14 protein-coding genes are annotated in these 13,879 nt (G+C 60.4%); 6 read left to right on the forward strand and 8 right to left on the reverse strand.

Annotated elements, in window-relative coordinates; all coding sequences use genetic code 11:
• Nucleotide 1: 1 nt before the first annotated feature.
• Nucleotides 2-694, reverse strand: a complete 693-nt coding sequence (locus tag KUW67_RS05965) for a hypothetical protein (protein ID WP_224824358.1) — start codon at nucleotides 692-694, stop codon at nucleotides 2-4.
• Nucleotides 694-1,296 carry a DUF4255 domain-containing protein gene (locus KUW67_RS05970; protein WP_224824359.1) on the reverse strand — a complete coding sequence of 201 codons (603 nt, stop codon included), beginning with the start codon at nucleotides 1,294-1,296 and terminating at the stop codon, nucleotides 694-696. Before KUW67_RS05970 ends, KUW67_RS05965 begins: the two co-directional genes overlap by 1 nt.
• Before the next feature lie 551 nt (nucleotides 1,297-1,847).
• Between KUW67_RS05970 and KUW67_RS05975 the strand changes: the two genes are divergently transcribed.
• Entirely contained in the window at nucleotides 1,848-2,426 is a 579-nt protein-coding gene (locus tag KUW67_RS05975) for a hypothetical protein (protein ID WP_224824360.1), read from the forward strand.
• Here KUW67_RS05975 and KUW67_RS05980 read toward each other — a convergent pair.
• The 4 genes from KUW67_RS05980 to KUW67_RS05995 form a co-directional block, all read right to left on the reverse strand.
• Nucleotides 2,423-4,213: a TRAP transporter fused permease subunit gene (locus KUW67_RS05980; protein ID WP_224824361.1), complete on the reverse strand. Its 1,791-nt coding sequence runs from the start codon at nucleotides 4,211-4,213 to the stop codon at nucleotides 2,423-2,425. The two genes, KUW67_RS05975 and KUW67_RS05980, sit on opposite strands and share 4 nt — an antisense overlap.
• 15 nt (nucleotides 4,214-4,228) lie before the next feature.
• A complete protein-coding gene (locus tag KUW67_RS05985) occupies nucleotides 4,229-5,185 on the reverse strand; it encodes a TAXI family TRAP transporter solute-binding subunit (protein WP_224824362.1) in 957 nt (318 codons plus the stop codon).
• 81 nt (nucleotides 5,186-5,266) lie between these two features.
• Nucleotides 5,267-6,457, reverse strand: coding sequence for a CaiB/BaiF CoA-transferase family protein (locus tag KUW67_RS05990; protein WP_224824363.1), 1,191 nt, complete (start codon nucleotides 6,455-6,457; stop codon nucleotides 5,267-5,269).
• Complete coding sequence (locus tag KUW67_RS05995; protein WP_224824364.1) at nucleotides 6,454-7,413, reverse strand: hydroxymethylglutaryl-CoA lyase; 960 nt, start codon at nucleotides 7,411-7,413, stop codon at nucleotides 6,454-6,456. The genes KUW67_RS05990 and KUW67_RS05995 overlap by 4 nt, the downstream gene beginning before the upstream one ends.
• Nucleotides 7,414-7,793: 380 nt before the next feature.
• On the opposite strand from KUW67_RS05995, the gene KUW67_RS06000 reads away from it, so the two are divergent.
• The 5 genes from KUW67_RS06000 (at nucleotide 7,794) to KUW67_RS06020 (ending at nucleotide 12,240) form a co-directional block, all read left to right on the forward strand.
• On the forward strand, nucleotides 7,794-8,777 hold the full coding sequence (locus KUW67_RS06000; RefSeq protein WP_224824365.1) for a tripartite tricarboxylate transporter substrate binding protein: 984 nt from the start codon (nucleotides 7,794-7,796) through the stop codon (nucleotides 8,775-8,777).
• Entirely contained in the window at nucleotides 8,774-9,208 is a 435-nt protein-coding gene (locus KUW67_RS06005; RefSeq protein ID WP_224824366.1) for a tripartite tricarboxylate transporter TctB family protein, read from the forward strand. Before KUW67_RS06000 ends, KUW67_RS06005 begins: the two co-directional genes overlap by 4 nt.
• A 6-nt stretch (nucleotides 9,209-9,214) precedes the next feature.
• Nucleotides 9,215-10,720, forward strand: coding sequence for a tripartite tricarboxylate transporter permease (locus KUW67_RS06010; RefSeq protein WP_224824367.1), 1,506 nt, complete (start codon nucleotides 9,215-9,217; stop codon nucleotides 10,718-10,720).
• Nucleotides 10,710-11,594 carry a LysR substrate-binding domain-containing protein gene (locus tag KUW67_RS06015; RefSeq protein WP_224824368.1) on the forward strand — a complete coding sequence of 295 codons (885 nt, stop codon included), beginning with the start codon at nucleotides 10,710-10,712 and terminating at the stop codon, nucleotides 11,592-11,594. The genes KUW67_RS06010 and KUW67_RS06015 overlap by 11 nt, the downstream gene beginning before the upstream one ends.
• A gap of 169 nt (nucleotides 11,595-11,763) precedes the next feature.
• Entirely contained in the window at nucleotides 11,764-12,240 is a 477-nt protein-coding gene (locus KUW67_RS06020; RefSeq protein ID WP_224824369.1) for a lytic transglycosylase domain-containing protein, read from the forward strand.
• A gap of 257 nt (nucleotides 12,241-12,497) precedes the next feature.
• Here KUW67_RS06020 and KUW67_RS06025 read toward each other — a convergent pair whose 3' ends face one another.
• A complete protein-coding gene (locus KUW67_RS06025; protein ID WP_224824370.1) occupies nucleotides 12,498-13,385 on the reverse strand; it encodes an alpha/beta fold hydrolase in 888 nt (295 codons plus the stop codon).
• A gap of 165 nt (nucleotides 13,386-13,550) precedes the next feature.
• Nucleotides 13,551-13,879 (reverse strand): transposase (locus tag KUW67_RS06030; RefSeq protein ID WP_224824371.1); only part of this gene is annotated, 329 nt, incomplete at its 5' end.

A 13,879-nucleotide genomic window follows, 5' to 3' on the forward strand; every position in this document is an offset into this window, starting at 1 on the left:
GTTAAATCGTGCTGAGAATGGAAAACGTTCTTTTGTTCAAAGGTTTGTCGAAATCAGGCCGGTAGGTGAAGTCGGTGCCAGCTCGTGTGGGGTGGGCAACGTTCAGGGTGCGTTTCGCGGGTGTCGCGCCGCTGGCATCCACGCTGATTGTGAAGCGCCCATCGCTGTCGGTCGCCCCTTGCGCGACGCCATCAAGCGTGATGTCCGCTCCGGCGACGGGCCGGTCGGGGTCGTTGTCATTCAGCACCAACGCGCGCAGCAAAATGGGTGCTGGCACCGGGGCGAAGGACACAGCGAAAGGCGCGCCAGCGATGCGTTCGGTCTGCAAGGTGATGCCGTCCAGTGTGACCGGGCGCATCTCGATCTCAAGCGCGGCAGAGGGCAGATCAATGCTATCTGTCAGCGTCCCGCGCCCCGCGGTTTCCAGCGTGATGGTGAGCGTCACGGTGACGCCGGACGGAAAGATCGGCCAATTGGTTCCGGCCTCTAGTGCGAGGGCGAAATAGCCCGCAGGTTTTGGATGCAGCTTGACCGGAAGTGTGCCGGTTTTTGCTGGATCAGGTGCAATTGTGTAGGCAAATGCCAGACTGGCCGAGATCGCTTCGACCCCCAGATCGCTGACCGCATCGGCGACACGTCCTGTGATCAGCGTCTGGCGCATTCCGGTGGCGCGGGCGGGGGAATAGATCAGCATCACGCGCCTACCTTTCCGACGGCGCGCACCATCTCGTCGACACGCGGCGTGATCCGTGGCGGCAGGCCGCTATCGACAGCAACGACCTCGACCTCGAACCCAATGGAAAGTCGGAAGGGCTGGGAAAACGCGCTCCAGATATTGGTGAGTTGGTCCATGGCCATCACATCATGGCGCACCCGCAATTCGGGTGCCGCGGCGCCCCGGCTGTCGCCTACGGGGGTGCCCTCCAAAGTCGAAAGCGTGGGGTAATCATGGAAATGCTGCAGGATGCGCCCGATAATCGACTGATTGGTTTCCTCGCCAGTGCCAAGCGGCGTGAACATATAGCTCAAGCTGACTGGAAGCGGCGGTTTGAAACTGCGATTGGGGTTGGTGCGGTCTGGCAGCGGCATCTGGTTGCGCAGCCCGCCATCAATCTCGATGTGGTAGAGGAACAGGCTGGCCACAAGCCCGTCGGGCAGCCCCTCAACCGGTGGGCGCAGGGTAATCGCATCGGTGCCTGAAAGCTCGAATGTGTCATTCGGTGCGGTTTGCAGCGACGTGACGATCTGTTGACGCAACTCGCGGGAAATATCGAGGATGACGTTATATCCAGACACGACAATAGGCTCCGAGAATAAGGCGGTTTGGTTAAAATTCTGGTTGTGAGGTTCTGCCTAAAAAAGAGGCAGACCGGGTTGCTGAAATGGTCGTTTGCGCAAAATAAACTGCACCCCCTAATGAATGCGGAGAGAGGCGATTCTGTCTATCCGCCGTATGGTCATTTCGGCTCATGTTGATCGGATTGGGGCCTGGAAAGCCGCTTTTGAAACGAGCCAAGGCATATGAAAAAAAAGGGAATTTCTGGCTTCAGCATCCTTCGAATTGACTGCGTGAATAGCGTCAAAGAAGCGTGAAAGCCGGTCTGAAGGCGTGACGAGATCACTTCACTGAACAACTGATCGAGGATCGGTAAAACCTTTGATTGGCCTTTCCAATGTGCAGGTCTCACGAATATCAGACGTCGCTGGTGAGCTACTTCGCCAATGATGACAAAAGCACTGCACTGCTTTGCACGCGAGTTTCGACGATCTCCAATAAGACCCTGTTTCAAGGCAGTTTGCCTTTGCGCGCGCTCCGCTAGGTTGTGGGACCACGCAAGAGGCACAGCATGATGGAACTGACATTTGACAACGCAGGCCATGTCGCCGGAAGCGCACCGGATGATGTGGTGCATTTCGGGCATTACATGATGCTCGCCGATGCGCGGATGAACCTGTTTTCGGTGTTTGATGATCTGAAATACGACCGCTCGGATGTCGATATGATGTCACCGGGAATGCGACGGCACGCGATTCAAAAGCTGGGCGAGGCAGGGTTCAAGCAGGTTTCGGGCCGTGTGCTGCACAATGCGGCAGAGGATATCTCGTGCCATATTCCGAAATTTCATGCGCTGGGGTCGTCGCCCTTCGATATCACGCGCTACACGCCGAAACGTGCGCGCGATTACTATATCCTGACGCCCACGCAGACCGCCTGTCAGATCATTGACGGGTATGAGTTGGAAGAAGCTGTCACGAAGCTGGAAGCGCTTGTGAAGCAGCAGCCGGTCAACGTTTTCAAGCTGCGCGATTATCTGGAAGATCGCGATGCACACCGTGCGTTCACACCGCTGGTTGGGCATCTGATGGCAGTGCAGAAAGAAGCGGTTGCATCAGAGCCGCTGCAGCGTCGGCGTGCGTTAAGCTAGCTTAGTAGTGCGGCCCCAAGGCAGAGCGCCAAACCCCCGATTGTGGCGAGAGTCCGGATGAGAGCAGAAGACGTTCCGATCAACCCTTGAGACACACAGCTGAGACCGATGCCGACGAGGAAAAACGCAAGTAGCGCCGAAATAGGGTCGCTCGCGAGGCCGATCAGGGTCGGGTTGGCGATCATCGCGAGCGGGATGATGTAGAGGCCAACACCCAGCGCCATCGCGGTGAGCGCGACCTTCAGCCAGTTTTCCTGCACCATGCCTGCGGCGATGAAAACGGCTCCACAGACCGGTGGTGTTATGGTGGAAAGCAGCGCGAACCAGAAAACGAAAAGATGCGCTTGGAGCGGCTCTAACCCCAGCTCGATCAATGCGGGACCAGCGACGGAAACGCAGATGACGTAGGCGGCGGTCGTCGGGACCTCCATGCCCAGCAGGAGGCAGGCGAGGGCAGTTAGCAGCAATGCGGGCCAAAGCGCGCCGCCGGAGCCGGATAGGATCACGGAGGTGATCTTGACGCCCAGACCGGTGATGCCCAGCACTCCGATGATGATCGACGCGCAGATGATGATTGCGGCGATCAGGGCGACCTGCTTGCCCGCGTTCAGCATCGCGTCGGCAAGCCGGGCGAAGCCCTGCCGCGGGTTGGGGCGCAGGGAGATGTCGACGAAGAGTAGTGCGAGGCCGGTGAAAATCGCGAGCGCGGCGGCGTATTGTGGGGTGAAGCCTGCGGCGAACATCGCGACGAGCAGGGTGGTGAACGGCACCATGAAGAACGCTGATGTGATCAGAACCTGGCGGCGCGCGGGGCGCTGATCTTCGGGGATCGGTTGCAGGTCATAGCGGCTGGCGAAAGCGTTCAGCCCCTGCCAAACCGTCGCGAAATAGAGGATCGCGGGCAGGAGCGCGGCGAGCATGATCTGGGGGTAAGGGACGCCTGTCAGTTCGACCATGACGAAAGCGCCAGCGCCCATGAGCGGCGGCATGATTTGGCCGCCGGAGGAGGCCACGGCTTCGGTCGCGGCGGCGAGGCGTTTGGGGTAACCGAGCTTGGTCATGGCAGGCAGGGTCACCGCGCCGGTGGAGGCGACATTGGCCGAGGCGGAGCCAGAAATTGACCCGAACAAGGCGGAACTCAGCACCGACACCTTGGCCGCGCCGCCTTTGAGGCGGCCAGCGGCGGCGGCGGCCACGTTCATGAACCCTTGGCCCGCCTCGCCCGCATTCAGCACCGCGCCGAAGATCACAAAGACCGCGACGACATTGACGGAGACGCCTGTCAGGCTGCCCCAAAGCCCGCCTTCCGCGACGACCAGCGTGCCGAGGAAACTGCGCAAGGGGGTGCCTGCGTGGCCGAACTCACCGGGGATATGCTGACCGAAGAGGCCGTAGAGCAGGGCAGCCAGTGCGACGAGGGGCAAGGGCCAGCCGATCGCGCGGCGCGCGCCCTCCATCGCGATGAGCAAGAGGGTGATGGCGAGGGCGACCTGAAAGCCGTCCTCAAGAAAGCCGTATTGGTTGCGCAGCATTTGGTGGTTGAGCGCGATCCAAAGGCAGCCACCGACACCAAGCGCTGTCAGTACCGCCCCGCTGAGCCGCGCAAAAGACGTTTGCGCGGCAAACAAAAACACCCATGGCAGGATCAGCGCCATATGGAGCGGGCGGGCCACCAGATTGGGGACCAGCCCGTAGAAAATCAGCCCCAGATGAAACGCGGCGGTGAGAGTGCCAAGGGCAATCCAGACCCGCCGCGCCGCGATGGGCGCGTCTGCTGTGACGTCCATCCGAAGCCGGTCCGCTTACATATGCGCGTCGCTAAGGGTCGCGCCGATTTCCTTATAATAGCGCAGCGCACCGGGGTGGATTTGCGAGGTGATGTTGCTGAGCATATCAACCGACACACCGTCCCACCATTTCGCATCCCCGGCCATGCTCTCCTTGGTCTCCCAATAGGTCTTGGTCAGCTGATAGGCCGTTTCCTCGTCCATCTTGGATGTGGTGTAGGCGACCACCGGTAGCGAGGTCGTGGCGATATCTGCGTCCTGCCCGGTATAAGTGCCCGCCGGGATCGTCAGCGCGGTGCGCTTGGTCTCGGCGATTTGCTCATCGGACAGCGACAGCACCGTGACCCCGGTAGAGGCTGCGGCCTCGATCACATTGGGGGCAGGGTAGGAGCCTGCGGTGACAAACCCGTCGATCTGGCCGTTCTTGAGGGCGCTGACCGCGTTCGAAAGCTCCACATCGGCGATATTAACCTTACCGTCGAGGCCAAACATCTCGATATATTTCGCCCCTTCCCGCGCCCCGAAAGAGCCGCTGCCCAGCAGGATCGTCTTGCCTTCCATTCCGGCGAAATCGGTCACGCCGCTGGCCTCTGACATAACGAAATGCATGGTCAGGGACGGGATCGGGAACAGCGCGCGGATCTCGTCAAAGGCGGGATCGCCCTTGTCTTCAAACATCGCTTTGCCGCCTTGCGCCAAGCCGATCAGGGCAGGGGGCGTGGTGAAGACGTAATCGCCCCCCCGCGCGCGCACTTCCATCACGTTCTGCACAGAACCTTGGCTTTCCTCGACCGTGACCGAGATTTCGCCGCCCGAGCCTTCCTTCATCGCTTCGGAGATTTGCACGGCCATTTGAAAGTAGGACGAGCCTGCCTTGGCGGATTTATAGGTCACGCGGGTTTCGGCAAAAGCGGTCGTGCCGAGCAGGCAGATCGCGGCGGTCGCAAGACCGAATGATTTCAGAAATGTCATGAAAGTCCTCCCAAACTTTTGTGGTTAAAGCTTTGCCCGACTGCCGGACAAGCGCAAGGCAAAGATCGGTATATGACCCGCCTAAACGACGCCGTCCCGGCGAAGGTCTGCGATCTGATCAGCGGTGTAGCCCGCATCTTGTAGCACCGCGTCGCTATGGACGCCCAGACCGGGGGCCGGGTGGCGCACTTGCAAAGGTGTCTCCCCGAATTTCATTGGGAATCCGGTCATTTGCACGTCGCCATGACCGGGATGCGGAACGCTCAACACCATCTCCTGGGCGGCAACTTGCGGGTCGGCCAGCGCTTCGGTCATGGACTGCACACGCCCGCACGGGACCCCGGCGGCGTTCAGGCGGGTGATCCAGTTGGCTTGCGTATCGGTGGCGACAGCTTGGTTAATCAGCGCGTTCAGCTCGGCCCGCGCGGCAAGGCGTTTGGCATTGGTATCAAAGCGCGGGTCGTGGAGCAGATCGCCCAGCCCGATCTCACCCATAAAGCGCGCGCAGATCACCTCGGTCGAGGGCGCGACAGCGATGTCGCCATCCGCCGCGTGAAACAGACCGTAGGGCGAGGCGATCGGGTGATCGTTGCCGGTGGGCGTCGGGTTCTTGCCGGTGGCAAGCGCGCCTGACGACAGATAGGCGCTCATCGCGAGCATCGACATCATCATCGAGGCCTCGACTTGCTGCGCAGGCCCCCCCGCTTCGCGCCCGCGCAATGCCGCGACGCCGGCAAGTGCTGCGAAAAGCCCCGCCACCAGATCGGTGATCGGCGCGCCCGCGCGCATCGGGCCGGTCTCGGGCGAGCCGTTGGTCGACATGAAGCCGGACATGGCCTGGGTGATGAAATCGAAGGCGGGGCGGTCGGCATAAGGGCCGGTGGAGCCGTAGCCGTTGACGCTGACCACGATCAAATCAGGGTTAATTTCGGCCAGACGCTCTTTCGTCAGGCCCATCTTGTCGAGCACACCGGGGCGGTAGTTTTCGGTCATCAGATCGGCGTTTTTCAGCAGGCGTTCGAGGACCGCCTTGCCCGCGTCAGAGCGCAGATCGAGCGTGAGGGAGCGTTTGTTGCGATTGAACCCGGCGAAATACCAAGAAAACCCGTTCACATGCTCGCCTTGCCCGCGCACGGGATCGCCGGTTTGGGGCGGCTCGATCTTAACCACGTCAGCACCCAGATCGCCCAGCAGCATGGCGCAGAACGGCCCCGACAGGATGCGCGTCAGATCGACGACGCGGACGCCTTCAAGCGGTAGCGGTGCGCTCATCCTTCGGCCGTGACGGTGAGTTGCGGATCATAGCGGCGCAGGCGCGGGCCGGCTTTGAGGATCTGGCCGGGGAGCGTTTGGCCCAGCGTCTCTTGCGTGAGGCGGGCGGCGGCGGTGATGCCCTCAAGGTCGATACCGGTTTCATAGCCACTTTCTTGGAGCAGATAGACGAGGTCTTCGGTGCAGATATTGCCCGTGGCACCAGCGGCGAAGGGGCAACCGCCAAGCCCGCCGATAGAGGCGTCGTAATGGGTGACGCCTTCGCTCAGCCCGGTCATCACGCAGGCCAGACCGACACCGCGGGTGTTGTGGAAATGCAGCGTGATTTCCATGTCCGGCACCTCTGCGCGGATCGCTTGGATCGCGGCTTTGACTGTGGCGGGCGTGGCCATGCCGGTGGTGTCGCCGAGGCTGACGCTGGCAGCCCCCAGCTCGTGATAATACTTGGCGATGCGGGCGACGTTTTCGGGAGGCACGATGCCTTCGAACGGGCAACCGAATGCGGTGGCCATGCCGCCTTCGACGGCGATGCCCTCGCGGTGCATCAGCGCGGCGACAGCGTCAAATTCCGACAGTGACTGATCGACGGAGCGGTTCACGTTTTTCAGGTTATGCGTTTCCGAGACCGACACGACCGTGTGCACCGCATCGACACCCGCAGCGGCGGCCCGTTCGGCGCCTTTAAGGTTGGGGATCAACGCGGCCAGCATCGCGTCAGCCGGGCGGTCGACCCCGGCGATCACCTCTGCCGCGTCAGCCAGTTGCGGCACAGCGCGCGGGCTGACAAAGGACGTGATCTGGATGTGGCGCACCCCTGCCGCAAACATCGCGTTCACAATGTCGATCTTGCGGGCGGTTGGGATGAAGGTTTTGATGTTCTGGAACCCATCGCGGGGGCCAACCTCGCAGACAGTAATGGCGCTGCCTTCCGGTGCGGGCGTGGTGGCGTGGGTCATGAAAACCTCTTTCTGGTGGCGGTTCTGGCGCGTTAGATCGCGTGTTGAAGCGCAGAATGCCAGCCCGGAGGCGGGCTCTGCAAGGGTGGGCAAAAAAGCATGGCAGGAGCGTTGGTGGGATATCTGAGCCAGACTTGACTTTGGATTAACGTGACATCGTAATTCATGAAAATGATACAAGCGTCTAATTTAAATAAATAAATTAATGATAGCCATCAATTTAAGATCACGTCAAAGTTCCTCGCCAAGACGTCACATTCCACGGCTTTTCCATCTTTTTTCGCGATGCCAGCTCTCGTGACAAAGCAGCCCACGGTTGAAATCCCAAAAAACCGCCGGTTAACTGGCGTGGGTTTATGCAATGGGAGGATTTCGGACCTATGGGAGTTTCATCATTCATTTCGGCCAAGCTGGCCGCTGTCACGACCGTGACCATGCTGTCGCTGTCGGCGGCACCACACATGGCACATGCGGACGAGTGCATCGCGCCGTCCAACCCCGGTGGCGGCTGGGATTTCACCTGCCGCACCATTGGCCGTATCCTGAGCGAGCTGGACCTTGTAGACGGTAATGTGCAGATCACCAACATGCCCGGCGGCGTCGGCGCTGTGACCTACGCAATGGTTGACGCGGAACGCTCTGACGATGAGGGGCTGATCGTGGCGACCTCGACCGTGGGCGTCACGCAGATCGCCCAAGGGCGCTATCCGTCGGGCATCGACACGATGCGCTATCTTGGGATGCTGGGCGCGGATGTGGGCGTGATCGCCGTGGCTGCGGACAGCGAATATGAGACGCTCGCAGAGCTGAATGAGGCGATGGTCGCGGATGCGTCGTCGGTCGTGACGGCCGGATCCTCTGGGGCCGGGGGCTGGGACCATATCCGCCTGCTGATGGTTGCGCGCGAAGCCGGTCTGGAAGACCTCACCGCCCTGCGCTGGGTGCAGTTTGACGGTGGCACTGACGCGGTTACGCAGATGATGGGCGGCCAACTTGATGTTGTCTCGACCGATCTGGGAGAGATCGCGGGCTTTGTCGAATCCGGTGACATCCGCATTCTGGCGGCCCTGTCCACTGATCCGATCCCGGCGTTCCCAGAGATCCCCACGGCGATCAGCCAGGGCATCGACGTTACGGGCTATAACTGGCGCGGGCTTTACACCGGCGGCAATGTCTCGGACGAGGCTTATAACGCATGGGTCGAGAAGCTTGAGACGCTTTACAACTCAGACGAATGGCAGACCGCTGCGGTCGAGTTTGGCCTTGTCCCGATCTGGATTGGTGGCGCTGAGTTCGAGGCGTATGTCCGCGAGCAAGAGCAGGTGATGGCCGGCATTTCCCGCGATATCGGCATCATTGAATGAGTATAAGACTGGCAGGCGTCGCGATCTTTCTGGTCGCGGCGCTTTATGCGTGGACGGCGCAGGATTACACCGCCTCGTTCGGTGACGTTCTGGGGCCGTCCGTGTTCCCTGTGATGGTGGGCATCCCGGCGATGGCGCTTGCGCTGTCGCTTGTGGTGTTTCCGGGCGGTTCGGTCAGCTGGCCATCCGGCCCGCGCTTGCTGCGCCAAGCCATGGCGTTGGCTGCGCTGATCGCTTACGCGCTGCTGCTGGAGCCGTTGGGCTTTCCGCTGGCGACCGCTGCCGTGATCGCCGCCGTCGCGATGGTCTTGGACGGACCGGCGATCAAATCGGTCCTTATCGGCATTGCAGGCTCGCTTTCGCTATGGGTTCTCTTTGACCAGCTTCTGGGCTTGCCCATTGATTTCCTTGGCACTTTGTTCGGCGGCTGACACGATATGGAAATTCTCACGTCCCTCGGCCTTGGTTTTTCTGTCGCTGTACAACCGCTGCACCTTGCGCTGCTGCTGTTTGGCTGTTTCGCCGGTACGTTGATTGGCGCAATGCCGGGATTGGGGCCAGTGAACGGCGTGGCGATCCTGATCCCGCTCACCTTTGCGTTCGGGTTTGACGCTACTGCGTCGCTGATCCTGCTGAGCGCGGTTTATTTCGGCTGCATGTATGGTGGGCGGATTTCATCGATCCTGCTCAACATCCCTGGCGACGAGCCTGCTGTGATGACCACGCTTGATGGCTATCCGATGGCCCAGAAAGGGCAGGCGGCCAATGCGCTGGCCATCTCGGGTGTTGCATCGTTTGTGGGGGCCACCGTCGCCATCGTGGGCCTCACGCTGTTTGCGCCCTTACTTGCCCGCGCGGCGATTTACTTTGGCCCTGCGGATTACTTCGCGCTTTACGTCATGGCGTTTGCCACGATCGGCGGGCTGGCGGGCGTGGACCCGCGCAAAACGCTGCTCTCGGCGCTGATCGGCTTGATGATCGCAACCATCGGGCTGGACCCGGCCACGGGCATTCCGCGCTACACCGGCGGGTCGTTTGACCTTTATGACGGGATTGATCCCATCGTCGCCCTTGTCGGCCTTTTCGCGATTTCCGAACTGATGTTCCTGTTGGAGAAAACCATCAAGGACCGCGACACTGCCATCAAGCTCGACACATGGATTCCCGATCTGAAGGTCGTCTTTGGCACCGGATGGGCCACCGTGCGCGGCTCTGTCGTGGGGTTTGTGGCTGGCGTCTTGCCGGGTGCAGGCGCGTCGCTTGGCGCGGTGATGAGTTATTCGATTGAGAAACAGGTCAGCAACAAAAATGGCAGTTTCGGCAAGGGTGATCCCAAGGGGGTGGCAGCGCCTGAGGCGGGCAATAATTCGGCCAGCGCAGGCGCGCTGATCCCGATGCTGTCGCTGGGTGTTCCGGGGTCGGGCACCACGGCGGTGATGCTGGCGATGCTCATCTCGCTCAACGTGCAGCCGGGGCCGCTTTTGTTTGAACGTCAGCCCGATCTGGTCTGGGGTCTGGTCGCGTCGCTCTACATGGCCAACGTCATGCTGCTGGTGCTGAACCTGCCGCTGATTGGTCTGTTCACCCGGCTGATGGCGGTGCCCACTTGGGCGCTGATGCCGCTGGTTGTGGCGATCAGCTTTATCGGGGTCTATTCGATCAGCAATTCGACCTTCGATCTCTATATCATGATCGCGTTTGGGGTTCTGGGCTACGTGTTGCGCAAGCTCGATATCACCTTGGTGCCTCTGGTTCTGGGTCTGCTGCTGGGCGCGGATATGGAGAACAACCTGCGCCGCGCTCTGTCCATCTCGGGCGGCGATTACGGTGTTCTGATAGCGAGCTGGATCTCTATCGCGCTATATATTGCGACCGCCGCCTTCCTTGCGCTGTCGGTCTGGCTGGCGTTGCGCGACAAAAAACGAGCGGCTGATGCGTCATGACCTGGTGACCTTGCAGCTGTTTCAGGCGGTCGCGCAAGTTGGCTCGATCGCGGGGGCGGCGACACGGCACAATATGGTCGCCTCTGCCGTCAGTAAGCGGATTTCCGACCTTGAGGCACAGATTGGCACACCGCTTTTCTATCGCAAACGGCGCGGGGTTGAGCTGACGGCGGCAGGGCAGAAATTGCTGGCCCACACCCGCGCGCTCGATACCCATATCGAGCGGATGGACGCCGATATGATGCGCTATGCGGACGGTAAAAGCGGCTCGATCCGGGTGGCGGCAAACAGTTCCGCGATCACGCAGTTTCTGCCAGAGGATCTGGCGGAGTTTGTCAAATCGCACCCTGACTTGCGGATTGAGCTGGCCGAGCAGACGAGCGGCGAAATTCTGGCCGCGGTCCGCGAGGGTCAGTGCGATCTTGGGATTTTTTCTGGCCTGACAGAGCCCAAGGGTGTGACGACGTTGTCGTATCGGCGCGACACGCTGGTTGTGGCCACGTCGCCGGGTCATTGGCTGGTGGGCCGTGAAAGCGTGACGTTGCGCGACCTGCTGGAGGAGGATTTCGTGGGCCTGCAAGAGATCAGCTCGATCCAGTCGCATGTGCGCGACGAAGCGATCCGGCTGGGGGCCGAGCTGAAGACCCGCGTGTCGGTGCAAAGTTTCGATGGCGTGCGCCGGATGGTGCAGGCGCGCCTTGGCATCGCGATCCTGCCCTATGGCGCGGTAGAGCCTTACGTGCGCGACGGCGAGTTAAGCATGGTGCCCCTGAGCGAAGGCTGGGCCCGCCGCGATCTTCTAATCGCCGTCCGCGCGCCTAAGGCGCTGCCACGCCCGGCGCAGATGTTGCTGGACAGTCTGACCGGGGCATGAGGGGCTTTGGGCGAAGTCCTGATAATCTTGGTTGTGTTATTGAACGATATGCCGCCAAAGCCGGGATCTTATGCGTGGGGCGGAAAGCCGCGCATGACTGGCGAAACTCATTGAACCCAAGGGCCTTTTTCACCGAGATGGCGGAAATGCGACCATATGAGAGACCCCGATGCGTTACGTGATCCTGATCGCCACTCTTTGGCTTGCGGCCTGCGGCAGTGCCCCGGTGGAGAGCCCGCCGCCTGCCTTGACGCTCTATCCCGGGGAGACACCCGAACTTCGGGTGATGATAAACGCCACCGCCGACGCCTATGATGTCCCGCGCAGCCTTGTGCACCGGGTCATCCAGCGCGAGAGCGACTACCGCCCCCGCGCACGCAACGGTCCCTATTACGGGCTGATGCAGATTCTGCCAGAGACCGCGCGTCAGATGGGGTTCCGCGGGCAACCGTCTGACCTTCTGGATGCGCAGACCAACCTGACCTATGCGGTAAAATACCTGCGTGGGGCGTGGCTTGTCTCGGACGGCGATGAGGGAGACGCGGTCATGTGGTATGCGCGCGGCTATTACTACGAGGCCCGCAACCGCTGCATGCTGCGCGAAACCGGACTGCGCGCCACCGAGGTGCGCAAATATTGCGGCTGAGCGCAAATCACGGGGGGCCGTTGCGGTTTGGGGGCGAAATTCCGCACTAAGGAAATCTTGAGCTTCTGTGTCACTTGAACTTGCAGGATAGCTTACCCTCCGTAAGCCTCGGATCTGTCTCATCGCGTTGTTCGTCAAGGCCGAGAGGCGTTCAGTTCGTGTGCGGGGGGTCGGAAGTGCGGACAGAGCGGTCGTTTTGGCTGGAAGGTAACGGATTTAAGAGCGGCCATTACCCTGGCACCGTCCACGATGTGATGTCATTTACAATCACGACGACATGCTGCGAGAATTCGATCCCAATCTTCGAAGTTGAGGTGCCCGGCCCCCTCAACCCAATGGAAATCCACAGCGGGTATTCTTTCAGCAATGTAACGACCCATTTCGTTGGTAACGAAAATGTCTTCGTCGCCAAGCCAGATGTGTACGGGGACGCGCACGGAAGCGATATCAAATCCCCAATCTGAATAGGCGATATACGCCTCATGTGCAGCGCCCTTGCTGCCTTGCAGGAATGCCTCCTGCTGCATGGCTCGAAAGCGCTGCGCGACAGTTTCGCTTTTGAGTATAGCCTTGTCTGCATCTGAAACATTGTTCTTCAAAAGGCGGAAAAACATCTTGGGGGCAAAGCGTGCAGCCCATCCCATTGGCGCAAACCCGACCCGCATGATCCAAGGCATGCGTTGGGCGAGCCCCGCAAAGATCCGGTCCAGCCGATTGAGCCCGGCCCTGATCTCCGGTGAAGCGACAGGCCCCCAAGGACCCAATGCGCCGACGAATTTCAGACGGGCAGGATCCATAAAGACCCCGCAAGCAAAAAGGTGCGGACCAGCGCCGGAGTGGCCCGCAACGCCGAAATGGGCGATATCAAGATGCTGGGCCAAGGCAAGAATGTCACTGGGCCAGTCCTTAAATCTGCGATTTCTCTGAAAACTGGATCGCCCAAAGCCGGGCCTGTCCGTCGCGATCAATCGAAATCCAGCCCGTTGCGCAGCCTGATCGGCGAACCCTGCCTCGATGCGACAGCTTGGCGTCCCGTGGAAATAGAAAACCGGAAACCCGTCAGGTGTGCCATATTCCGAGAAGGCAAGTTGGCGGCCATTCTCCAAGTCGAGAAGATCATACTCTGCTGTTGTCGAGGCGCGCATCCGCTATCGGGCTCTTTTGACATTTTGGGTAGATTAGCAGACGTTCGCTGCGGCTGAACAGATGTCGTCGTTGAGCCGATTTTGTTGAAAAACTCTCTGATTTCGGCGGGTCTGTTTGAGCTATCGCGCTGATTTCATTTAGGTGTCGAGGGTGTAACCGCCGCTTTAACCTGCGGCGGGCCCCATTGGCTTGAGCTTTGCGAGTTTTCGGAGGTTTTGGGCGGTGGCAGCGAGGGTAAATTCATCTTGAACGCCACAGGGTCCGCGTAGTCGGAGCCGACCGAGACCAAGGATGCGTTTGAGATTGGCAAAGAGCATCTCGACCTTCTTGCGTCGCGCCTGAGCCTTGGGATTGAAGTCTGAGGTGGTGCATTGGCGGGCAAAGTCTCTGACGATCTCATATTTGTCGCGATGAACAGAACGCGTTTCGGCGTTGGGGCAGCACTTTGCCTTCAGCTCGCATCCTGCGCAGTCTGATTTCAGTGCCCGATAGT

It is taken from the genome of Cognatishimia sp. MH4019, from assembly GCF_020177595.1.
Taxonomy (GTDB): Bacteria; Pseudomonadota; Alphaproteobacteria; order Rhodobacterales; family Rhodobacteraceae; genus JAHTBL01.